Origin of the sequence: Vibrio sp. YT-18, from assembly GCF_033337345.1 — a bacterium.
Taxonomy (GTDB): domain Bacteria; phylum Pseudomonadota; class Gammaproteobacteria; order Enterobacterales; family Vibrionaceae; genus Vibrio; species Vibrio alginolyticus.
Genome location: NZ_JAWOQO010000010.1, coordinates 43,729 through 64,745 on the forward strand (window position 1 = coordinate 43,729; position 21,017 = coordinate 64,745).

General features: G+C 44.6%; 21 protein-coding genes. 9 read left to right on the top strand and 12 right to left on the bottom strand.

What is annotated here, in order from left to right; all coding sequences use genetic code 11:
• Positions 1-78 precede the first annotated feature (78 nt).
• Positions 79-657 (top strand): thymidine kinase, encoded by a 579-nt coding sequence (locus R7M72_RS14845; RefSeq protein WP_005378154.1) that lies wholly within the window; start codon positions 79-81, stop codon positions 655-657.
• A 60-nt stretch (positions 658-717) separates the two neighbouring features.
• On the opposite strand, the gene R7M72_RS14850 is transcribed toward R7M72_RS14845, so the two are convergent.
• From R7M72_RS14850 to R7M72_RS14860, 3 genes are read right to left on the bottom strand one after another with little or no spacing between them, the layout of a single operon-like run.
• The gene (locus R7M72_RS14850; protein WP_025766874.1) at positions 718-1,356 is read right to left on the bottom strand and encodes a YdcF family protein; all 639 of its coding nucleotides are present in this window, start codon (positions 1,354-1,356) and stop codon (positions 718-720) included.
• A complete protein-coding gene (locus R7M72_RS14855) occupies positions 1,353-2,180 on the bottom strand; it encodes an NAD-dependent epimerase/dehydratase family protein (RefSeq protein WP_025766873.1) in 828 nt (275 codons plus the stop codon). The genes R7M72_RS14850 and R7M72_RS14855 overlap by 4 nt, the downstream gene beginning before the upstream one ends.
• A gap of 18 nt (positions 2,181-2,198) precedes the next feature.
• Positions 2,199-3,077 carry a LysR family transcriptional regulator gene (locus R7M72_RS14860; RefSeq protein WP_005378151.1) on the bottom strand — a complete coding sequence of 293 codons (879 nt, stop codon included), beginning with the start codon at positions 3,075-3,077 and terminating at the stop codon, positions 2,199-2,201.
• Between the two features lie 89 nt (positions 3,078-3,166).
• On the opposite strand from R7M72_RS14860, the gene R7M72_RS14865 reads away from it, so the two are divergent.
• Positions 3,167-3,613, top strand: a complete 447-nt coding sequence (locus R7M72_RS14865; protein WP_025766871.1) for a PACE efflux transporter — start codon at positions 3,167-3,169, stop codon at positions 3,611-3,613.
• A 43-nt stretch (positions 3,614-3,656) separates the two neighbouring features.
• Here the strand turns inward: R7M72_RS14865 and R7M72_RS14870 are convergent, their stop codons facing one another.
• Positions 3,657-3,890: a TIGR02647 family protein gene (locus tag R7M72_RS14870; RefSeq protein ID WP_005378148.1), complete on the bottom strand. Its 234-nt coding sequence runs from the start codon at positions 3,888-3,890 to the stop codon at positions 3,657-3,659.
• Between the two features lie 299 nt (positions 3,891-4,189).
• Here R7M72_RS14870 and focA point away from each other — a divergent pair, with 299 nt between their 5' ends.
• The gene (focA, locus tag R7M72_RS14875) at positions 4,190-5,050 is read left to right on the top strand and encodes a formate transporter FocA (RefSeq protein ID WP_054575138.1); all 861 of its coding nucleotides are present in this window, start codon (positions 4,190-4,192) and stop codon (positions 5,048-5,050) included.
• An 85-nt stretch (positions 5,051-5,135) separates the two neighbouring features.
• Here focA and R7M72_RS14880 read toward each other — a convergent pair whose 3' ends face one another.
• Together R7M72_RS14880 and R7M72_RS14885 are read right to left on the bottom strand one after the other, a co-directional pair.
• Positions 5,136-5,273, bottom strand: a complete 138-nt coding sequence (locus tag R7M72_RS14880; protein ID WP_005378145.1) for a hypothetical protein — start codon at positions 5,271-5,273, stop codon at positions 5,136-5,138.
• A 354-nt stretch (positions 5,274-5,627) separates the two neighbouring features.
• Complete coding sequence (locus tag R7M72_RS14885; RefSeq protein WP_054574026.1) at positions 5,628-6,440, bottom strand: ABC transporter permease; 813 nt, start codon at positions 6,438-6,440, stop codon at positions 5,628-5,630.
• 462 nt (positions 6,441-6,902) lie between these two features.
• On the opposite strand from R7M72_RS14885, the gene torE reads away from it, so the two are divergent.
• From torE to R7M72_RS14905, 4 genes are all read left to right on the top strand, one after another.
• On the top strand, positions 6,903-7,082 hold the full coding sequence (gene torE / locus R7M72_RS14890; protein WP_005378141.1) for a trimethylamine N-oxide reductase system protein TorE: 180 nt from the start codon (positions 6,903-6,905) through the stop codon (positions 7,080-7,082).
• A gap of 50 nt (positions 7,083-7,132) precedes the next feature.
• Positions 7,133-8,317 (top strand): pentaheme c-type cytochrome TorC, encoded by a 1,185-nt coding sequence (gene torC, locus R7M72_RS14895; protein WP_005378139.1) that lies wholly within the window; start codon positions 7,133-7,135, stop codon positions 8,315-8,317.
• A gap of 26 nt (positions 8,318-8,343) precedes the next feature.
• Positions 8,344-10,806 carry a trimethylamine-N-oxide reductase TorA gene (torA, locus tag R7M72_RS14900; RefSeq protein ID WP_005378138.1) on the top strand — a complete coding sequence of 821 codons (2,463 nt, stop codon included), beginning with the start codon at positions 8,344-8,346 and terminating at the stop codon, positions 10,804-10,806.
• 198 nt (positions 10,807-11,004) lie between these two features.
• Complete coding sequence (locus R7M72_RS14905; RefSeq protein WP_315956954.1) at positions 11,005-12,744, top strand: glycoside hydrolase family 36 protein; 1,740 nt, start codon at positions 11,005-11,007, stop codon at positions 12,742-12,744.
• Positions 12,745-12,821: 77 nt separating this feature from the next.
• Here the strand turns inward: R7M72_RS14905 and R7M72_RS14910 are convergent, their stop codons facing one another.
• Positions 12,822-14,036: a putative manganese transporter gene (locus R7M72_RS14910; RefSeq protein WP_025766868.1), complete on the bottom strand. Its 1,215-nt coding sequence runs from the start codon at positions 14,034-14,036 to the stop codon at positions 12,822-12,824.
• A 186-nt stretch (positions 14,037-14,222) separates the two neighbouring features.
• Here R7M72_RS14910 and R7M72_RS14915 point away from each other — a divergent pair, with 186 nt between their 5' ends.
• Both R7M72_RS14915 and R7M72_RS14920 read left to right on the top strand, forming a co-directional pair.
• The gene (locus R7M72_RS14915) at positions 14,223-15,128 is read left to right on the top strand and encodes a manganese-dependent inorganic pyrophosphatase (RefSeq protein ID WP_318056238.1); all 906 of its coding nucleotides are present in this window, start codon (positions 14,223-14,225) and stop codon (positions 15,126-15,128) included.
• A 68-nt stretch (positions 15,129-15,196) separates the two neighbouring features.
• The gene (locus tag R7M72_RS14920) at positions 15,197-15,586 is read left to right on the top strand and encodes a DUF2750 domain-containing protein (RefSeq protein ID WP_005378129.1); all 390 of its coding nucleotides are present in this window, start codon (positions 15,197-15,199) and stop codon (positions 15,584-15,586) included.
• A gap of 79 nt (positions 15,587-15,665) precedes the next feature.
• On the opposite strand, the gene R7M72_RS14925 is transcribed toward R7M72_RS14920, so the two are convergent.
• Genes R7M72_RS14925 through sapA form a run of 5 tightly spaced genes read right to left on the bottom strand, consistent with a single transcriptional unit; the run spans position 15,666 to position 20,904 of the window.
• Positions 15,666-16,457: an ATP-binding cassette domain-containing protein gene (locus R7M72_RS14925; protein WP_005393308.1), complete on the bottom strand. Its 792-nt coding sequence runs from the start codon at positions 16,455-16,457 to the stop codon at positions 15,666-15,668.
• On the bottom strand, positions 16,454-17,449 hold the full coding sequence (locus R7M72_RS14930) for an oligopeptide/dipeptide ABC transporter ATP-binding protein (RefSeq protein WP_005378126.1): 996 nt from the start codon (positions 17,447-17,449) through the stop codon (positions 16,454-16,456). Before R7M72_RS14930 ends, R7M72_RS14925 begins: the two co-directional genes overlap by 4 nt.
• Positions 17,449-18,336, bottom strand: a complete 888-nt coding sequence (locus R7M72_RS14935) for an ABC transporter permease subunit (RefSeq protein ID WP_005378123.1) — start codon at positions 18,334-18,336, stop codon at positions 17,449-17,451. The genes R7M72_RS14930 and R7M72_RS14935 overlap by 1 nt, the downstream gene beginning before the upstream one ends.
• Positions 18,323-19,285, bottom strand: a complete 963-nt coding sequence (locus R7M72_RS14940; protein ID WP_005378122.1) for an ABC transporter permease — start codon at positions 19,283-19,285, stop codon at positions 18,323-18,325. The genes R7M72_RS14935 and R7M72_RS14940 overlap by 14 nt, the downstream gene beginning before the upstream one ends.
• Positions 19,285-20,904, bottom strand: a complete 1,620-nt coding sequence (sapA, locus tag R7M72_RS14945) for an ABC transporter substrate-binding protein SapA (RefSeq protein ID WP_005378121.1) — start codon at positions 20,902-20,904, stop codon at positions 19,285-19,287. Before sapA ends, R7M72_RS14940 begins: the two co-directional genes overlap by 1 nt.
• Positions 20,905-21,017 lie beyond the last annotated feature (113 nt).

Here is a 21,017-nt window from a genome sequence, read left to right on the forward strand (position 1 = left end):
CATTTTTAAAGGGCTGATAATTCAGCCCTTTTATTTTCCATTTCCATAAATTAAAACTTTAACTTTAGGTAATGCTCTGTGGCTCAGATGTATTTCTATTACTCAGCAATGAATGCGGGTAAATCAACAACGCTTCTTCAATCCTCTTTCAACTATCAAGAACGCGGCATGACGCCAGTTATTTTTACGGCTGCGCTAGATGATCGTTTTGGTGTCGGTAAAGTGAGCTCTCGTATTGGTCTTCAATCTGACGCACATTTATTTCGTCAGGATACCAATTTGTATCAGGAGATCGCAGCTCTGAATGAGGTTGAAAAACGTCACTGTATTCTTGTTGATGAGTGTCAGTTCTTGTCGAAAGAACAAGTTTATCAACTTACTGAAGTCGTTGATAAGTTGCATATTCCAGTATTGTGTTACGGCCTTCGCACCGATTTTCTAGGCGAACTTTTTGAAGGCAGTAAGTATCTATTATCTTGGGCAGACAAGCTGGTTGAGCTCAAAACAATCTGCCATTGCGGCCGCAAAGCGAATATGGTTATTCGTACCGATGAACACGGCGTGGCAATTAAAGAAGGCGATCAAGTTGCGATCGGCGGTAACGATAAGTATGTCTCCGTATGCCGCCAACATTACAAAGAAGCGCTCGGTAAATAAGCCGTATTGATACAGAAAAGCCACCGAACTTGGTGGCTTTTTGTTGTCGGTTAGAAAAAGTTAGACTAAGTCAAAACCAAACCGCTCGAGTAAAACCTGGTAAGAAGATTCGACTTGCTGAGGGATGTTCTGCTCGGTTTGAAATCCTTTCTCTGGATAGCTTTTTACGCGAGAGAAATCTTCCATTAGTGCTTCTAGCACCATCATTAATGGCATGTCTTCATTAATGTATTCAAAAAATGGAAGAGCCGCAGAGCTTACTTGGAGCTGAGTGTAGGGTGACTGCCACTGTTTTTCAAATGTCGCGATTGCTCTACGCTCCATAAACGGTTTTTGTACCAGAATAAACGAGGAACACTGTTTTCCTTCCTCTTTTAATCGTTGCTCAGTAAAGCGAACATTTTCTCCACTGTTTGTGGATTCAGTTTCGAGCAAAATTGCTTCACTTGGAACGCCCGACATCTTTGCAATCTCGGCAAAGGTTTCTGCTTCGCTTTTTTCAAACAGTCCATCTGTGAAGCGACCTTCACCCCCTGAAAATACAATCAAAGGTGCCAACTTTTGGTGGTAGAGCTTGGCAGCGTGCTCCGCTACACGCACATCATTACTGCACATCACAAACAAACAGTCCGCAGGTTTCAGTTCATGTTTGAGTTGCATGTAATCCCAAAGCGTTTCTATATGTCTATAGAGTCTCATAGCGCATCCAAAGTTGAATTGAAGTGAAATCGATAACCAAGTGAGAGTAGTTTGTCAGCAAGAATACGCTTGTCAGCTTGCTCTGTGACGGGTGGAAGAGGTATCTCACTTCCGATTTTGTTTATGGCAGCTTGGTAGAACTCAGCCTTGCTGACAGTATGAGGTGTCGTAACGTTAATGACTTGGTTGCTTAAATTGCCTAAGGCAAATTTCGCAGCCGAGACAGCATCATCTTGATGAAGCATATTAGCTGGTGCTTTACGACTAACTTGTTGAAGCCTTGCTGCAAAGCGAGATGGGTGTCTATCTGGCCCGATTAATCCGCTACAACGTAGAATAACAAAGTTAATATTCGAGTCGATAACATGCTGCTCTGCTTGAAGCATAATACGTGCATTGTCAGAGAAATAAGGGCTTTCGGCTGCTAAAGAGAGTGACGCGTCAGCTTCTTCCATATCGGAAGCAAGGTTAGGGTAAACCGTGGTAGAGCTGATCATGAGAAGTTTTTCAACGTTGTTTTGCTTAGCTGCGTTGGCAAGTATTTGCCATTGCTGTGCATATTCTTGACCGCGTCCTTTACGAAATCCTGGAGGAAAAGCACCGATAACGTGCGTAATTTGATGCTGTTTGAGCAGCTCATCTAGCCGTGCTGTGGCGTTCAATTGATTGAAATCGAACAATGCGGAGTGAGTTAATGAAGTGGGTAACTCTTTTAATCGAGTTTGGCTACGACGAGTGACGACAACATAGTGTCCATCTTTCATCAATGTTTCTGCTAGCGGAGTTCCGAGCCAGCCTGCACCTACGATCAATGTATTTGCCATTTGGGTCTTCCTACTTACTTATGTCTGCCCGAATAGGTTGAGCAGTTCTGCTTTGGCTTGTTGATGGAGGGGATCTGAATGCCATTTCTGGTGCTGAATAAGGTCAACATTGACTTGCCAAGCCAGTTTTGTGAAATCATCCCCAACTTTTTTTAATGTATTAGGTGAATACGCGACTAAATGCTGTGGTAGAAAGCACCAACCAAACCCTTTATTCGCCAATTCCAACAAAATATAGTAGTTATCAGCGTACCAGATATCTGGGCTAAATGCTTGATTGAGACCACATGGCTCTGCACTTTTGGATCGTATGACCAATTGACGATGTTGTTTTAGTTGATCAATGTGAGTGATTTGCTGCTTTGCTAAAGGATGCGTTGAAGAGACATAGACATCAAATGCAATATTGCCAAGATTGGTGAAATCGATGTGCCTTGGCATTTGTAAATCACTCAAAATAATCCCAGTCGTGGCGCGTTCCGACTTAACCAATTCAATGATATCAGGGCTTGATGCCGTTAAGCATTCAACTTGTAAGTGTGGAAAGCGTTGCTCTAACTTCTTTAGCACATCCGGCAAGCGAGTCAGAGGAATCCCTTCATCAATAGCTAAGACTAATTTGTTCGTTGGCGTGGAAAAGAGCTGCGATGCCCTATTGTTTAGGCGGTCGAGTTGGCTGATTGTTGCTTGTGCATAGGGTACGAGAGCGAGGCCATTCTCAGTTAATTTAGGGTACCTGCCTGATCGATCAAAAAGCTCAACGCCACAGTCGATCTCCATATTCATGATGTGCTGGCTCACTACAGATTGAGCTCGCCCCAGTTTTCTAGCTGCTCCTGAAAATGATCCTGCTTCTGATGTAGCAATAAAAGCTTGCAGTTGTTCGATGGTAAACATATCGCTTAAACCGATGGTATCTAACTTTTGGTTATCTAAATAATAGATAAAATTCTAAGCATTGAGTAGAACTATTTGGACAGAGAAATATGACTCGTAACGAACGAATTTTTCATGCAGTACTTTTTGAGTTAATCGCACTCGCGATTATTGTACCAGCGGCTTCATTGATCACTGGAAAGGGCTCTAGTGATCTTGCGTTGGTTGGGGTCGGGTTGAGCATGTATACCGTGCTATGGAACTACATCTACAACTTGTACTTTGATAAGTGGTTTGGTGACAATCGAGCTGAGCGAAGTTTAGCGATGCGGCTTGGACACACTATTGGTTTCGAGGGAGGATTAATCTTTATCTCTCTACCTGTGATTGCCTGGTTCTTAGAAATTACGCTTCTTCAAGCTCTAATGCTGGAAGCCGGCTTCCTCGTTTTCTTCCTATTTTATGCCACTGGTTTTAACTGGTTGTATGACAAGGTTCAACCATTTAGCAAAATGAAAAAGCGATTATTGCCACAGGCATCGACAGGAAAAATATAGGACTAAAAAACGCCACCGAGTTCGGTGGCGTTTTTTGTTCAAATTACACAGACAAAACTCTTAAAATCTTATCTGCATGTTCTGCAACTTCAATGCCTTCGTCTGTTAGATAACCACCGTCAGGCTGTGTACAAAGTTGCTTCTCATATAGACGAGCAACGGCTGCCTGCATTTCTTCTGACGCGTCTGTATGAACTTTAATACCAGTTGCAGCACTACTTAGGTCGAACTGAAGAAGTAGATTCAATTCGGCGATATGTTCAGCTGAATATTTCATAAATGATTCCTTTGCGCTTTTTTTACCAAGCTAGTCTGAAAAGTAGCGTTGGGCAACATTCAACGACAAGAAGTGTTAAGTATGGCGCTATCAGGCTGATATAACGCAGGATCTTTGTTCGAAAGGCCGAATACTTGTTAAGTATCAATGATACTTACGGTAGCGAATGATAGGCGCTATTTATTGCTTGATCTCCCAATAACAACGATTTTAGTAAACACGCCAAATAGCACTTGAAAAAATAGGGAAATAGAGCGATTATCCGCGCCTCTTTAAATGTTTCTAAATGTTACACCAGAATGAACTTTAATCAGTTTGACTCACTATTACCGCCACAAGCTGCGGAACGCGCGGCTGAAGTGGGGGTAGGCAAAGCAACGAAAGCTCCAATCAAATCTTTTCTGCTCGCCATTTCTGCGGGGCTTCATATTGGTATTGCTTTCATCTTCTATACCACAGTAACGACAGGCGCAGGCGAGCTGCCTTGGGGCATTACACGACTCATTGGTGGTCTGGCATTTAGCCTTGGTTTGATTTTGGTGGTGGTTACTGGCGGCGAGCTTTTCACTAGCTCTGTGCTGACACTAGTTGCGCGTGCGAGTGGAAAAATCTCTTGGCAAGCACTTATCAAAAACTGGTTGGTGGTTTACTTTGGCAATATGGTTGGGGCCATTTTGCTCGTGGCCTGTATGCTAGTTACCGAGCAATATATGTTTGATCATGGCCAAGTTGGTCTCAACGCGATGGCGATCTCCCAACACAAATTACATCATGGTTTCTTTGCCGCTGTTGCGCTTGGCATTATGTGTAACGTATTAGTTTGTATTGCAGTTTGGATGACGTTTAGTGGGCGAACATTGACAGATAAAATAGCGGTCATGATTTTGCCTGTGGCTATGTTCGTGTCGGCAGGTTTTGAGCACTGTATTGCGAATATGTTCCAAGTACCTATGGCGATTGGTATTAAGTACTTTGCGCCAGAAGCGTTTTGGCAAATGACAGGGGCAGATATTGCAAACTACGCGGACTTAAACATGATGGGGTTCATCGTAAACAACCTAATTCCAGTTACGATAGGAAACATTATTGGTGGTGGCGTATTTGTTGGCATGTGGTATTGGATGATTTATCTACGCGATGAAGATAACCATTTGCGATAAGTTTAGAAGATCACAAGAAAGGCGAACCAGATGGTTCGCCTTTCTTTTTATTTGTCTCTGCAAATGTCAAATAAGTCGAGTCATGCTAAATCAACTCTTCGTTGATGCCAAAATCGGTTGGGAGCCAATGAGAAGTTACTTCCTTTGGTTCTTGAACTAGCCAATCCAGAGGTGCATCGGACAGGAGTTCATCGTAATTTTCTTTGATCATTAAGACATCCATGTACGTCTCTCCAAGTTTGTGGTCACTGCCTTTACTTTAAAATTAGAACATGTCAGTCACGTGATCAATGCATGACGATTCGATTGATCACTTATGTTGCTATGTTTCTGGTTGCGTATAGGTTTTGGGGGCTTATCCACATTTTCTGTGGATAACCTGTATCAAAGGTCGTGCGTATCTAAACTTACAAAGAAAATTTCATAAAATTAGAGGCTTATATCAAAAAGAATTCTACCTGACTTTTCATCTGAAAGCGTCTTGATGAGTGCTCGAAGAATAGTTGAGTTATTCAGTTATAAGTACGTTCGACTTGGCAACATGAGTTGTTTAACGGGCTTTACCCACAAGCGCCAACTAACCGTGAGTTTTGGTCGATTCGGGTTGCTCGATTTTTATCTTGATTCGGCCTTCTTTGGTTTGTACCCAGCGCAATGTCATTTCTAACGTTATGGTTACGGAGGCACTCAACATGACGAAAATAGCCAGCATAATTACTAACTGGTATTTAATCGCAACCATCGGGCTCGCGCCACCTAGAATTTGACCGGTCATCATACCCGGTAAGGTAACCAGCCCTGTAGTGGCCATAGAAGCTAAAGTCGGGGCAAGGGACTTTCTAAGAGCATCCTGAATGAAGGGGAAGGATGCGTAGCGAGGAGAGGCTCCAAGTGAGATTGCAGCCTCATATTCTGCTTGTCTCTGCTCAAAAGCCGTAAACAAATTCTGAAGAGCGATGATATTACTACTCAAGCTGTTACCCAATAACATACCAGCAAGTGGGATCATGTACTGCGCATTGTAAATAGGGGATGGTTGCACTAAGCCTGCTGTAATTGCTATCAGAAGTGGTATTAGACCACAGGTAAGGCCCGTTAGTAGCGGAAGCATAAGTGGCTTTTTAGGTAAGCGAGCTTTTCCCGCAATTGAGCTGGCACCAATCAGTAGCATGATGGCAAGCCAAAGTATATTGACAAGTAAGCTGTTTAATTGAAAAAGATATTCTAAATACACGCCAATCAATATGAGCTGAAGTGTCATTCGGATAACACTGATTATGGTGTCTTTTGCTATCCCTAATTTGTAGCGGGCATTGATAAAGAAGGGGACCAATAAAATCAAACCAAACAGTGCCAGTTTGACCCAGCTTATATCCACCACGTTATCCATAATCGCTCCTTGAAAATACGCGAATAATTGTATCTAAGCCTCCCCTTTATATGAACCACTATGTGCACTTTTTGCTGTTCTTAAAGTAAACCTTGAGTGCTATTTTAGACATTAATACGCAGCATTCTGTTTACAAGTGGTTATCTTTTTCGGAGTTTTTAAGTCGATTTATGGCATGGTAATTACGATTTAAATGTGATCGATGTTTCTTAAATGTTGGTTATTTAACAACTCCTTAAAAGACTTATTTTGTCACATCTGTTCATGTTTTTTAATAAATAACATCAATCCATCATATCTCTGGATGAGCTCAAAAAAGTGTTGAATTACAAGGTCTGAGGTCGCTTATTTGATTGAACCCTACTATTAGTATGGTCTAACATTTTCCATTAGAGATTGTAAAAAACTTAAGCTTGGTTACGCGGGCTTTTCAATAACACTAGATACAAAATAGGCAAATGTATGAGTGATGTTAATAAAATTGAGAGTGGTGAAAAACGCTCCCTGGAGTGGAAGTCGTTCCTCTTCATTGCAGTTGTTCTCTTCCCAATTCTGAGTGTGGCCTTTGTTGGCGGCTACGGGTTCATCGTTTGGATGTTGCAAGTCTTCTTCTTTGGGCCTCCAGGCGCGCACGGCATGTAAGCCAGTGAGCTCATAACCACACTTTTGAAAAGATTTTAAGAGAGCAAATAATGAAATCATTAATCATTAAACTGTGGCGTACCATGACGCGCCCAGCTGTACATATCAGCCTAGGTGTGCTGACTATGGGCGGCTTTATTGCTGGTGTTATCTTTTGGGGTGGCTTTAACACCGCTCTAGAAGCAACCAACACAGAAGAATTCTGTATTAGTTGTCACACAATGCGTGACAACGTGTACGTTGAGCTACAAGAAACGGTGCACTGGAAAAACCACTCTGGTGTTCGTGCTACCTGTCCTGATTGTCACGTTCCACATAACTGGACAGATAAGATCGCTCGTAAGATGCAAGCTTCTAAAGAAGTATTTGCACAAGTATTTGGCAACTACGACGAACCGGGTGTGTTCGAAGAGCGTCGTATCGAACTTGCTAAACACGAATGGGATCGTTTCTCGGCAAACAAATCTCTGGAGTGTAAAAACTGTCACAACTACGAATCGATGGATTTCGAGCAAATGTCTCCTACGGCTCGTATCCAAATGAAGCAAGCCGCTGAGAAAGATCAAAGCTGTGTTGACTGTCACAAGGGTATTGCGCACAACCTACCAGCAGGCATGGACAGCATTGGCGGTATCGTGGGTGATCTAGAGGGTATGACTTCTAACACAGATTACGGCGTTGGTCAGCAACTCGTGAGCGTTCGTCACCTACCAATTTACTTTGATGCGCAAGGCAGTAAAGAAGCTGGTCTTCTTAATCCTGCATCGACCGTTAAAGTTCTTGAAGACAAAGGCGAGTTTGTTGAGATCGAAATTGACGGTTGGCGCAAAGCAAAAGGTTTTGGTCGTGTAATTCAAGAAGACTTCGGTAAGAACATTGCGACTGCGTCTCTGATGAAAGAAGCAGCAACAGACAGCAACATTGTGACGACTGGTGAGAAAAAAGTGGATGAGTTAACAGGCCTTCCTTGGGAAAAAGTAGCGGCGAAAGTATGGATTAAGAAAGAGTCTATGCTGAACGACATCAATCCTGTTTGGGAAAAATCTCGTGAAGCCTACAAGACCAATTGTTCTGTATGTCACACTCAACCTGCGGAAGCGCACTTCGACGCGAACACCTGGCCAGGTATGTTCGACGGTATGTTGGCGTTCGTTAACCTAGATACAGACAGTGAAGCACTGATCTTGAAGTATCTACAGAAACACTCTTCAGATTATGCTGAAGGTCACCACTAATAAGCGTCGGATTGGAGTAATTTTAAATGGCTATTACACGAAGAAGTTTTCTTAAAGGTGTAGCAACCACAAGTGCAGCGTCAGTAATTGGTCCTAGCTTATTGGCGTCCGCCTCTGCAAATGCCGTTGAGACGACAGGTACTTGGAAAGTAACCGGTTCTCATTGGGGCGCGTTCCGCGCCCACATCTACGCGGGTAAAGTTCAAGAGATCAAGCCGCTAGAGCTAGACAAAAACCCAACAGAAATGTTGAACGGCATTAAGGGTATTATCTACAGCCCTTCACGTGTTCGTTACCCAATGGTTCGTCTAGATTGGTTGAAGAAACATAAATACAGCGCGGATACTCGCGGTAACAACCGTTTCATCCGAGTAACTTGGGATGAAGCGCTAGACTTGTTCTACCGTGAGCTAGAACGTATTCAAAAAGACTACGGCCCATGGGCGCTGCATGCAGGTCAAACAGGTTGGAACCAAACGGGTTCATTTAACAACTGTACTGCGCACATGCAACGTGCAGTAGGTATGCATGGCAACTTCATCACTAAAGTAGGTGACTACTCGACGGGTGCAGGTCAAACCATTATGCCGTACGTGCTAGGTTCAACCGAAGTGTACGCACAAGGTACGTCTTGGTCTGAGATCCTAGAAAACTCTGACAACATCGTTCTTTGGGCTAACGACCCAGTGAAAAACCTTCAAGTAGGTTGGAACTGTGAAACGCATGAGTCGTTTAAGTACCTTGCACAACTAAAAGAAAAAGTGGCGAAAGGTGAGATCAACGTTCTATCTGTAGACCCAGTGAAGAACAAAACTCAGCGCTACTTAGAGAACGATCACTTGTACATCAACCCGCTGACAGACGTAGCGTTCATGCTCGCTGTGGCACACGTGTTGTACAACGAAAACCTGTACGATAAGAAATTCATTGATACTTACTGTCTCGGCTTTGAAGAGTTCATTCAATACGTTCAAGGTAAGACAAAAGACAAAGTAGAGAAGACGCCTGAATGGGCAGCAGCGATTTGTGGTGTGAAAGCGGACAAGATCCGTGAATTCGCACGCATGCTAGTCAGCGGTCGTACACAGATCCTGATGGGTTGGTGTATCCAGCGTCAAGAGCACGGTGAGCAGCCATACTGGGCAGCGGCTGTGGTTGCTGCAATGGTTGGTCAAATCGGTCTACCTGGCGGTGGTATCTCTTACGGTCACCACTATTCAAGTATCGGTGTGCCTTCTACTGGTTTCGCGGGCCCTGGTGGTTTCCCTCGTAACCTTGATCAAGGTATGAAACCGAAGTGGGACAACAACGACTTTAACGGTTACAGTCGTACTATCCCAGTTGCACGTTGGATCGACTGTCTGCTAGAACCTGGCAAAGAGATCAACTACAACGGCGGTAAAGTGAAACTGCCAGACTTCAAGATGATGGTTATCTCGGGTTGTAACCCATGGCACCACCATCAAGATCGTAACCGCATGAAGAAAGCGTTCCGCAAACTTCAAACGGTTGTAACGATCGAGTTTGCTTGGACTGCGACATGTCGTTTCTCAGATATCGTTCTACCGGCGTGTACGCAATGGGAACGTAACGACATCGACGTATACGGTTCATACTCGAACAAAGGTCTGATTGCGATGCATCGCCTCGTTGATCCATTGTTCCAATCTAAGCCTGATTTCCAAATCATGAGTGAACTCACTCAGCGTTTTGGTCGCCGCGAAGAATACACTCGTGGTATGAGCGAGATGGAATGGATCGAAAGCCTTTACAACGATTGTAAAAAAGCGAACGAAGGTAAGTTTGAAATGCCAGAATTCAACGAGTTCTGGGAGAAGAGCGTACTAGACTTCGGTGAAGGTAAACCTTGGGTTCGTCATGCGGACTTCCGTAAAGACCCTGAGCTGAATCCACTAGGTACGCCGTCTGGCTTCATCGAGATCACGTCTCGTAAGATCGGCCGTTACGGTTACGAACACTGTCAAGAGCACCCAATGTGGTTCGAAAAATCAGAGCGTTCACACGGTGGTCCTGGTTCAGATAAATACCCATTCTGGTTGCAGTCTTGCCACCCTGATAAGCGTCTTCACTCTCAGATGTGTGAGTCTGAAGAGTTCCGCGCGACTTACGCGGTACAAGGTCGTGAGCCGGTTTACATCAACCCAGCGGATGCCAAAGCAAAAGGTATCAAAGATGGTGATTTGGTACGTGTATTCAACGGTCGTGGTCAGCTGTTAGCTGGTGCTGTTTTGACTGACAGCTACCCACGTGGCGTTATTCGTATCGAAGAAGGTGCATGGTACGGTCCTCTAAACGAGAAAGAAGGCGCAATCTGTACCTACGGTGATCCTAACACGCTAACGCAAGACATCGGTTCTTCTGAGCTTGCACAGGCGACTTCTGCGAACACATGTATCGTAGACTTCGAGAAGTTCACAGGTAAAGTGCCACCAGTCACTTCATTTGGTGGTCCGATCGAAGTTGCTTAATTAGTGCAGTTTGCATAAATCGAAATACCAGCCTCAGGGTTGGTATTTTTTTATCAAAATTTCAGTGAGCGTCGTCTCAATAGTAACTTCATAACGTTAAACGAGACTGGTATTCGTGATGATGGTAACGAATTGGGTGAGACAAGCAGGAGATAATGCGCCAAGCTAAACAATAATAATTAAGTGAGTAGACCCATTATGGCTCAGAGCATTCAATTAGCAAATCACACTGAGATCACTGTGAATAACAATGACTTCCAAGTTGAAGTCGAGGGTAATCAATTACATTTTTCTTTTGCTGGTCTCCACAATAAAACCTTTACCGACCGTGAAGTGTTGCTCGAAATGCCGTTTTTGTACGAGCACGAGGCCAACGTAATTGGGGATGGTTTTCAAATGTTGGCGCAAACGGCGGGAACGATCAATCACCCCGTTGATATTGGTCGCTGTCCAGACAATAATCCTTCTTATCGAATCTACCCTAAAGATGCCCCTAAGCGTTATTACAACTATTTAGTGGTGGAAGGTTCAGCGGGCTACACATTATTTGGCTTCACATCATGTCATCGCTTTGCTGGCTATTTTGATGTTGTACTGCGTGATGGGCATTGGGTTTTATCAGCCGCAATTGATGGTGAGTTGACTCAAGTGGCGGATTGGGAAAGTAATCAACTTGAATCCGTGGCGGTACTCTGTGGTCAATCGCTGTCCGAGCTTTATCAAACCTATGGCGAGATGATTGCAAAGCATCATCCTGTTCGCCAAGGTGTGACACAAGATGCGCCTGTTGGTTGGTGTTCGTGGTACGCGTACTACGCAGACGTGACAGAGCAAAACATCATGCAGAACGTTGATTGCATGCAAGATAAGCTCGAAGACCTTGAGTGGGTACTTCTGGATGATGGCTATCAAGCCTTTATGGGCGATTGGTTAACCCCATCAGATAAGTTTTCTGGTGGCGTAAAAGAGCTCATTCATAACATCCGTGCAAAAGGAAAAAAGCCGGCAATTTGGATGGCGCCTTTCATTGCACAGCCTGAGTCGGAGCTCTTCAAACAGCATCCAGAGTGGTTTGTTCGCCACAAGGATGGTGGCTTACTTAAAGCAGAAGATGTCACATACGGTGGTTGGCGATGCACGCCTTGGTACATACTCGATACCTCAAACCCAGAAGTACAAGACCATCTGACGAATGTAGTCTCTGTCATGAGACAAGAGTGGGGCGTTGAGTTGTTCAAGCTAGACGCGAACTATTGGGGCACCTTAAAAGGTGTTCGTAAACAATCTGGTATTACAGGCGTTGAGGCGTATCGCTTAGGAATGGAAGCGATTGCCAAAGGCGCTGGTGATGCGTGGCTTTTAGGTTGCAACGCGCCAATGTGGCCATCTCTGGGGCTTGTGGATGCAATGCGTGTTTCTGACGATGTAGAGCGTCATAGTCGTCGATTCGAGCAGATAGCCAGAGAAACCTTTTACCGTAGTTGGCAGCACCGAAAACTGTGGCAAATTGACCCGGATTGCGCGACATTCACTTCATTAGCTAATCAATCTGCATCCAGAGAAGAGTATGAATTTCATCGCACGGTGTTATTAGCGAGTGGTGGTTTGCTGCTGTCTGGCGACCCACTCCCTGAGATTACGCCGTTTGCTAAGAAGACACTGGCTAAGCTCATGTTACGTCAACAACGTAACCAGCAATCTGCAAAGTTTACCGCTTTGAGTTTAAATCACGCGTTTTTAAAACTAACGACGAAGAATGACCTCCATTGTTTGTTTAATTATGCGAGTTACGGAGCGATGGAATTTACGCTGACGTCTGATCAACCGGTGGACTGGTATGATTACTGGACAGGGGAAAAGCTAAACCAAGAACCTTGCCAGTTGTTAATGGTGAGCGTGGATAAAGGGCTCAATGCGAAAGCGATCGTTACAGCATAACGTGAAGTAAATCGCCTAATACCAAGATCAAGAAAGGAGCCTATTGCGGCTCCTTTCTCGTTTTGATGCTCTGGGCGTTAGAACTCGAATAAAAAGTAATACCCGTATCCAACAATAAACGCAGGAATGGACGAATAAATAGTCGCGACCAAAGCAGCTTTCGGTGCCATAGCAATGGCGGGGAATAGGGCGTCACCATCGTTAGAAATCGCATTTGCCAATTGCGCCGAAAGTGGCGCTGCACCAGAGATGTACAGGCTAGTGACTAAAATTTGCGGACCACAACCAGGTAGCATACCAATGGCTAAGCCAGCTAATGGCATCCATATCCCCCAATGAGAAAAGGTTTCTACGAGGTCGATTCCAGAAAAATAGGTCGTCAGTTCAAACGCCAGAAAAGCCACGATCACCCAAGCACTGACGAAGTTTGTGTCTTGAGCCGCTTTTTGAATTGGGTGCGAGTCCACAATTTTTTCATCTTCAGAGACTGTTGACTGATAATCGCCTAGCTCTTTTGTCATCGCCCACAACGACATTGTGATCACCGCGAAGATAGCGCCCAGCCATTCAATGGTGTTGGCTTTCAAAGATAGCAACTGATTAATATCTATTTGGAAAGACATTAACACAGCAACGACACTAGCAGGCACAATAAGCCATTTCCAAAATGCGCCTTGTAGATTGATTGCACGTTGTTCAAGAGGCGTGTGTCGGTCTGTCTGGTGTTGGCAACAAGCATGTGTCTGAGGTGCTTCTTTTGGTTCTGGTCGCAGAAAGTTATCAGCATGAAAAGCATTAACGACTAACCCTGAAAGAGTACCCACGATAATGCCTAATCCAACCACGCCTAATCCAACACTTGGTTTGGCGGCAAGAAGTAAAAAGGCAGCGTCACCCATTGTTGAAGTAAGTACCGCGACAATCGCACCAAATCCCACTCGGCCACTAATAAATTGCGTTGTCACAACAATAGCGCCACCACAGCCAGGCAAAGCACCCAATAAAGAAGCAAAGAAAACCTGATGATTACGCGAGCGATGATATAGCTCGGTAATTCGATTGGTTTTCGACATAAAGTTTGAAAGATAATGATAAATAGCCAATGTGGCAGCAACATAGCATGACACTGCCCAGAATGAGTCGGATAGCGTCTGTACGGCTACGTCACGTGTATTTTCATTGCCTAGCAAAATGAGCATGACGATAGGGATCAGCAATCGCTTATAAGCTAAACGAAACTGAGTAGGCTGAAACAACTGTTGTGCAGAGTGTAATAATTGGGTCGCGTTCATCGTTTACTCAAATGCAAATAGGAATAATTATCATTATATGTAAATGAGATTTATTCGCAATAGCATTGTGAACTTTTCTTCGTGTCAAACTCTCTGAAATCAGGTAAAGTATCGGCCTTTGTGAGCAAACACGCCCTAATTAACTGTATTAGGCGGCGTATAAAATTGACTTGAATAGGAAGAAACATGATTCTAGTTGTAGGTCATAAGAACCCAGACAGTGACAGTATTTGTAGTGCACTCGTTGCAACTGAACTTCTAAAAGCGCGTGGCGTTGAAGCTATGCCAATTCGCCAAGGCGAAATCAACCGTGAAACTCAGCACATCCTAGAAGTTGCTGGCGCTGAAGTTCCTGAGCTTCGCACATCAGTTGCGGGTGAGACCGTTTGGCTAGTAGATTACTCAGATCTAGCACAAGCACCAGACGATATCGCAGAAGCTGAAATTGCGGGTATTGTTGACCACCACCGTCTAGGTGACGTGATGACAGTAAACCCAATGGAAGCATGGATCTGGCCTGTTGGTTGTACCAACACTGTTCTATTCAACATGTTCAAGATTGAAGGTCACGCGATTACTCCACAAATTGCTAAGCTAATGATGTCAGCAATTCTATCTGACACAGTAGGTTTTGCTTCTCCAACTTGTACACAAAAAGACAAAGATGCCGTTGCTGAACTAGCGGCAATCGCAGACGTACAAGATGTTGACGCGTTCACTAAAGATCTTCTAATTGCTAAAACAAACATCGAAGGTCTATCAGCGGCTGAGCTTGTTGAGAAAGACCTTAAAGGTTACCCATTCAACGGTCATGACGTAGTGGTTGGTCAGGTTGAACTTGCAACTCTTGAGCAAGTTGACGGTATGATCGAAGCACTAGAAGCAGACCTAGAATCTCGTTGTGAGAAAGATAACCTAGCGTTCGCTGCTGTAATGCTAACAGACATCACGACTGCTCAAACTCGTCTTCTATACAAAGGTGAGTGGGCTGAGAAGCTTGTTAAGCACGAAAAAGACGGCATGCTAATGATGGAAAACACGCTAAGCCGTAAGAAGCAAGGTTGGCCTTGGCTTCAAACTGAGCTAGCTTAATTTTCTAGCATATACTTTAAATGCCCGCCTAGCTGCGGGCATTTTTCTATGGGAAATAGGAGACGAATATGTCTGAGCAACTGACCCAAGAGCAGATGGATACCATTAATCGCTACAACGAAGAGCAACGTTTAAAGTACTGCGTAAAAGAGATTGTGGCGAATCGTAAGGTTTGGATTCTGAAAGACGAACATGGCTGTGTCATGTTAAATACAGAAGATGATGATTGTGTACCAGTATGGCCAAACGAAGAATTTGCTTTGCAATGGGCGAATGGTGATTGGGAAGATTGCGAGCCTGAGGCGATCTCTTTAAACAAGTGGCACAGCCGTTGGACCTCTGGTCTAGAGGATGACGAGCTATCGATTGTTGTATTCCCAAATCAAAATGAAGAAGGGGTCGTATTGTTTCCTGACGAGTTTGATTTTGAACTGCGCAAACAAGCGAGCCGCCGTTAGTTTTTTGATTAGTACCCATGCAATAAAGAAGCCTGCGTTAAAGCAGGCTTCTTTATTGCACGATTACATCTTTGATAAGCTATTTTGTTTGATGGCTTGGCGCTTTATAAAAGTGGCTTTCGACTAGTCGTTGAGTAATAGGATGCTCGGGATGAGTCAATACTTGGTTGGTCTCGCCAAACTCGACCACTTCACCTTCATGCATCACCATCACTTTATCAGTAATATGCTTAACAATGCCAATATGCTGAGACACGTACACAAATGACAATCCCATCTCTTCTTGCAACTCGAGGAATAAGTTAATGATCTGCGAGCGCATTGCCATATCCAAACCGTTTAACGCCTCATCAGCGACAATGATGGAAGGTTGAAGAATAAGTGCACGAGCCAAACACACGCGCTGTTTTTGACCGGCAGCTAGCATTTGTGGATAAAAATAGGCGTGCTCAGGCAGCAATCCTACGCGGAGCAGGGTGTTCTTTACACGCTGCATGCGTGCATCTGGCGGCATGTTGGTATTTCGCTTTAGCGGACCTTCTAAAATACGACCAATCTGGATTCGTGGGTTTAACGATGTGTTTGGATCTTGGAAAATCATGCGGATGAGCTTGCAGCGTGTCGCGTAATCTTTGTGCTCCAATCGTTCGCCATTCACACGGATCTCTCCGGAGCTTGGTTCAACAACGCCAGCAAGCATACGAGCTAGTGTGGATTTTCCTGACCCGTTTTGACCAATGAAACCAATAGTTTGTCCTGGCTCTAAAGTAAAGCTTACCGGTTTAACTGCCTCATTAACCTGACGTTTGAACAGACGGGAGCGCGTAACAAATTGCTTCGATAAATTATCGACTTCAAGTAACGCACTCATGACTTTTTCTCCGTGTTCAATGGAAAGTGACAGTTAAATTTATGATTCTTAATTCGTCTGGTGTGTGGAATTTCTACACATTGTTTCTGCGCATACGGGCAACGTGGTCCGAGGCGACAACCGATAGGCAGATGCTGCAATGGCGGAATCGAGCCCGGTAGGGATTGGAGTTTTTGCTTGTGTGGTACCCAATCATTAAAGTCAGGCATCGCTTTAAGCAAGGCATCGGTGTACGGGTGCTTGGGTGCCGCAATGATTTTACTGGTATCGGCAGACTCCACCGACTGACCACAATACATTACCGTAATACGCCCTGCCCACTGTGTTATGGTCGCTAAGTCGTGGCCGATAAGCAAAATGGTTGTGTTATTAAGTTGGTTCATGCGGCTCAACAGACGCAAAATTTGCGATTGAGTAATCGGGTCTAAGTCGTTGGTTGGCTCATCTGCGATCAGCAACTTTGGTTTGGTCGCTATCGCCATGGCAATCATGACTTTTTGACACTCACCATCAGTCAGTTCATAAGGGTAGCTACCCATTAAACGCTTGTGATCTTTAATACCCACTTTATGCAAAAGCGCGATGGCCTGTTTTTTACGCCATTTAAATCGCTCCCACCATTTCCCTTCAAATGCGCGAGATGGAATGGATTCAATCAATTGACGCCCGACTTCCTCTGAAGGGTCAAGACAAGTTGAAGGCTCTTGGAAAATCATCGCAATATCACGAGCAATGACGCGCCGACGCTCTTTTGGTGTAAGCTGAAGCAAGTCAATATTGCCAAGGCGCATACGGTCTGCGGTGATGCGCCAGTTATCTTTACTTACCCCGACAATCGCTTTTGCAACTAAGCTTTTCCCTGAACCAGACTCACCTACAAGACCACGAATTTCGCCTTCGTTCAAAGTTAGGCTCATTCGGTCAACGGCTTTGACCAACCCTTGAGGTGTTTCGATCTCAATGGTCAAATGTCGAATATCTAACAACGGCATTATTCGATCCCCGCATTAAGCGCTTGACGTACACCTTCACCTACTAAGTTTAGGGTAATAACAGTAAACATGATGGTCAGGCCGGGTAGGGTCACTGTCCAAGGTGCAATATAAATAAGCTCGACAGAGTCACCTAATATTGCTCCCCACTCGGTGCTTGGTGCCTGTGCGCCTAGGCCAAGAAAACCCAGTGCCGTAATATCTAAAATCGCAGCAGAGAGCGCGAGTGTGATTTCAGCGGCAATGACCGTCAGAATGTTAGGAAGAATTGAACTCCACAGTAAGTAGAAATCATTAGCGCCATCAAGGCGTGCTGCCATTATGTAGTCTTTTTCAACTTCGGTGTGGACTGCGATATAAACGGAGCGAATAAAACGCGGAATCAAAGCCAAGCAGATTGCGAGTAAAATATTGAACCCACCAAAGCCTAGAAATGCCACAAAAATGATTGCTAATAAGAGCGACGGGATCGACATGACGGTATCGAGCAAGTGGTTGAGAGTACTCGAAAGTAAGCCTTTCGTCATACCTGCCAATACGCCAATTAAACAGCCTACAACGGCAGCAATTGCGGTGATGGCGACAGCAGCGCCAAATGTTAGCTGAGAGCCCATAATCAGGCGCGAAAGAATATCTCTACCTAAGTCATCGGTCCCCAAAAAGTAATCAACCGTTCCTGCTGGGGCCCATGATGGCGGCACAAGCAACTCACCTGACTGTGCTTGGGCGTCAAATGGTGCAAGTAGGGGGGCAAAAATGGTAATAAGGACGATAAACACCAAGCACCACAAGCCAAACATGGCTAGTCCGTTGGCACGGTAGCTTCGCCAAAATCGCTCAAACTGAGTTGGAATGCGTTCTTCCTGATAAACGTTATTTGTTAGCATACCATTCCTTTCGAACTAAAGGGTTAATCATCGCGCCAATCAAATCCGAGAGAATGTTAGCGGTAAGAACCAAAGTCGCAAGTACCATCACGCCAGCTTGGATAGATGCATAGTCTTGGCTTGCTAGCGCATCTAAAAGCCAACGACCAATACCTGGCCAGTTAAAAATAGACTCCGTGATGATAGCTAAGGTAATCATACTCGAAAGTTGAACACCAACTTTGGGAATGATAGGCGGTATCGCATTCCGCAATACATGTTGAGTTACGATTTCGCGGTTAGAAAGACCTTTGATTCTCGCTGCACGGATGTAGTTTTGGCTCATCACTTCCGCTACCGAGGAGCGCATTAGTCCGACAACCTGGGTGGTTGGAGCCAAAGCGAGCACCAAACATGGCAGTACCATATGCTCAATAACGCTTTGCAGTGCGTGAGCGCGGTATTCGCCTTTCGCCATGAATGCGTCGATAATGGCAAACCCGGTTACATGATCAATTTCGTAAAGTAAATCATACCGTCCCGCAACGGGAAAGAGTTGGTATTCCAATGAAAAGACCATGATAAGTAACAGAGCTACCCAAAAGATTGGGGCGGAATAACCAGACATTGACATGAATGAAATGCTGGTATCGAGCCATTTACCTTGCTTCATCCCAGCCACGGTTCCAAGTGGAATGCCGATCAAAAGGGACACCAAAAAGGCAAAGAAACACAATTCCAAAGTGGCTGGGAATACAACGGCGAGCTCGTCGTAAATCGCATTGCCGTTTTTACTTATGCCAAAATCGAGTTGAGAAAGGTTGATCAAGTAAGTTTGCCAGCCAGACCAAAAATCAACGTTTGCCCAGTGCGAGAGAGGGTCAAGGCGAAGCAGAGAAAAACCCACTAATGTAAGGATCATCAAAGTGATGATAAATAGGTTAAAGCGTCGAACGGTATACCAAAACATCAGTGAATTCTCTCAACTCTATCAAACGGTTGGGCATTGAAAGGGCTTGATTTGAAGCCTGTCAGCGATTTGTCGTGCACACGGAACTGCACGCCATGCGCCAGAGGAATAACCGGGAACTCTTGATTCAAAATGTTCTGTGCTTGGCGATATAGGTTCAAACGGTAACGCGGTTCTTGAGTTTCTAACGCCAAATCGAGCAAGAAATCGAAGTCATCGTTACACCACATGGACACGTTAAGGCCAACGCGGTCAGACTCGCAAGATAATAAAGGGCGGAAAAAGTTGTCAGGATCCCCGGTATCACCAATCCAACCTGTTAAAAGTAAATCGATATCGTTGATGTTCTCCAAATCCACACGTTCAAACCTATCATCGGTAAGTAGCGTTAATTTAACCCCAATATCGGCAAAATTCGCTTGGATTAGCTCCGCAGTCTTACGAGGGCTTGGGTTAAAAGCACGTGGTTCAAGTGGTACCCACATGGTCAATTCTAGGCCGTCTTCGTAGCCTGCATCTCGAAGTAGTGCCAATGCATAATTCCGGTCATAACGAATTTTTACACTGTCTTTTTGATAAGCCCATGAATTAGGTGGTAGCAAGGTATAAGCTTGGGAGCCAGTTCCGTAGTAAACCGAATCTAAAATATTTTGACGGTTGATCGCTAAGTTAAGTGCTTGGCGAACTCGAGCATCACTCAGCGCGGTGGTTTCTGTGTTTATCGCAATAAAGGAAACGTTGTTAGCTGGTGTAGCCGTCAGCTCAAGGTTGTCATTTTCTTGAATGACAGGTATTTGGCTCGAAATAGGTGAAGAGAGTACGTCACACTCGTTTCTTAAAAGTTTAGCTAATGTACCCGTGCCTCTGTGAGATATATCGAATACAACTTGTTCCATTTTTGCTGGTGACTTCCAGTAATTAGAATGACGCTCTAATCGAATCAAGTCGTTCACTTGGTATTCTTTTAATTGATAAGGGCCAGTACCGATAGGAAGTTGGTCGATTTCTTCTTTATGATCTTTTGCAGCCAATTGCTGTCCATACTCCGCAGACAAGATAACCGCATGGCTGGTGGCAATATTGGCCAAGAAAGAAAAGTTTGGCTGAGATAACGTAAACCTTACCGTATGCTCATCTATTGCAACCACGTCTTGGAGTAGGTTTTGAAAATCTAACCCTGCAAACCATGGATAAAAACCACCACCTACTTGGTGAAAAGGATGGTCTACATCGATGATTCGCTTGAAGCTAAATACCACATCTTTTGCATTCAATGGGCGAGTGGGTGCGAACCAAGGCGTGGTTTGGAATTGAACACCACGTTTAAGCTTAAACGTGTATTCCGTCCCTGATTCATTTACTGACCAACTCTCGGCGATGCTTGCCACGGGCTGATGTGATTTAGGATCGAGCGTGAGCAGCGTATCGTACAGCTGCGGGCTCAGAGCCTCTGCGGTAATACCGCTATCAATAAGCTGAGGGTTAAACGTGGTCGGCTTACCTTGCCCGCAAAACACAAAGCCAGCTTTGCGAATATCATTGTGGTCAATTTCATCGCCACAAGCGGTCAGTAGGCTAATCCCAATAAGGCTCAGCGATAATCTTATAAAAGCATTCATAATATGAAATGTTCATTGGATCTTGCTCGTTTCGTTTGATCTTACTCTTTCAAAGCTAACAAGCGAAAATGATCTCGCTAATTTATCACCTTTGTGAACTCGCTCCAAACATA

Excerpts from the sequence above, each read along its gene's own strand:
- R7M72_RS14915 (WP_318056238.1), top strand. The coding sequence starts at position 14,223 with ATGATTCTAGTTGTAGGTCATAAGAACCCAGACAGTGACAGTATTTGT.
- focA (WP_054575138.1), top strand. The coding sequence starts at position 4,190 with ATGAACTTTAATCAGTTTGACTCACTATTACCGCCACAAGCTGCGGAA.
- R7M72_RS14925 (WP_005393308.1), bottom strand. The coding sequence starts at position 16,457 with ATGAGTGCGTTACTTGAAGTCGATAATTTATCGAAGCAATTTGTTACG.
- R7M72_RS14930 (WP_005378126.1), bottom strand. The coding sequence starts at position 17,449 with ATGCCGTTGTTAGATATTCGACATTTGACCATTGAGATCGAAACACCT.
- R7M72_RS14910 (WP_025766868.1), bottom strand. The coding sequence starts at position 14,036 with ATGAACGCGACCCAATTATTACACTCTGCACAACAGTTGTTTCAGCCT.
- R7M72_RS14920 (WP_005378129.1), top strand. The coding sequence starts at position 15,197 with ATGTCTGAGCAACTGACCCAAGAGCAGATGGATACCATTAATCGCTAC.
- R7M72_RS14850 (WP_025766874.1), bottom strand. The coding sequence starts at position 1,356 with ATGAGACTCTATAGACATATAGAAACGCTTTGGGATTACATGCAACTC.
- R7M72_RS14940 (WP_005378122.1), bottom strand. The coding sequence starts at position 19,285 with ATGTTTTGGTATACCGTTCGACGCTTTAACCTATTTATCATCACTTTG.
- R7M72_RS14860 (WP_005378151.1), bottom strand. The coding sequence starts at position 3,077 with ATGTTTACCATCGAACAACTGCAAGCTTTTATTGCTACATCAGAAGCA.
- sapA (WP_005378121.1), bottom strand. The coding sequence starts at position 20,904 with ATGAATGCTTTTATAAGATTATCGCTGAGCCTTATTGGGATTAGCCTA.
- R7M72_RS14905 (WP_315956954.1), top strand. The coding sequence starts at position 11,005 with ATGGCTCAGAGCATTCAATTAGCAAATCACACTGAGATCACTGTGAAT.
- R7M72_RS14885 (WP_054574026.1), bottom strand. The coding sequence starts at position 6,440 with ATGGATAACGTGGTGGATATAAGCTGGGTCAAACTGGCACTGTTTGGT.
- R7M72_RS14935 (WP_005378123.1), bottom strand. The coding sequence starts at position 18,336 with ATGCTAACAAATAACGTTTATCAGGAAGAACGCATTCCAACTCAGTTT.
- torC (WP_005378139.1), top strand. The coding sequence starts at position 7,133 with ATGAAATCATTAATCATTAAACTGTGGCGTACCATGACGCGCCCAGCT.
- torE (WP_005378141.1), top strand. The coding sequence starts at position 6,903 with ATGAGTGATGTTAATAAAATTGAGAGTGGTGAAAAACGCTCCCTGGAG.
- torA (WP_005378138.1), top strand. The coding sequence starts at position 8,344 with ATGGCTATTACACGAAGAAGTTTTCTTAAAGGTGTAGCAACCACAAGT.
- R7M72_RS14880 (WP_005378145.1), bottom strand. The coding sequence starts at position 5,273 with ATGGATGTCTTAATGATCAAAGAAAATTACGATGAACTCCTGTCCGAT.
- R7M72_RS14870 (WP_005378148.1), bottom strand. The coding sequence starts at position 3,890 with ATGAAATATTCAGCTGAACATATCGCCGAATTGAATCTACTTCTTCAG.
- R7M72_RS14855 (WP_025766873.1), bottom strand. The coding sequence starts at position 2,180 with ATGGCAAATACATTGATCGTAGGTGCAGGCTGGCTCGGAACTCCGCTA.
- R7M72_RS14865 (WP_025766871.1), top strand. The coding sequence starts at position 3,167 with ATGACTCGTAACGAACGAATTTTTCATGCAGTACTTTTTGAGTTAATC.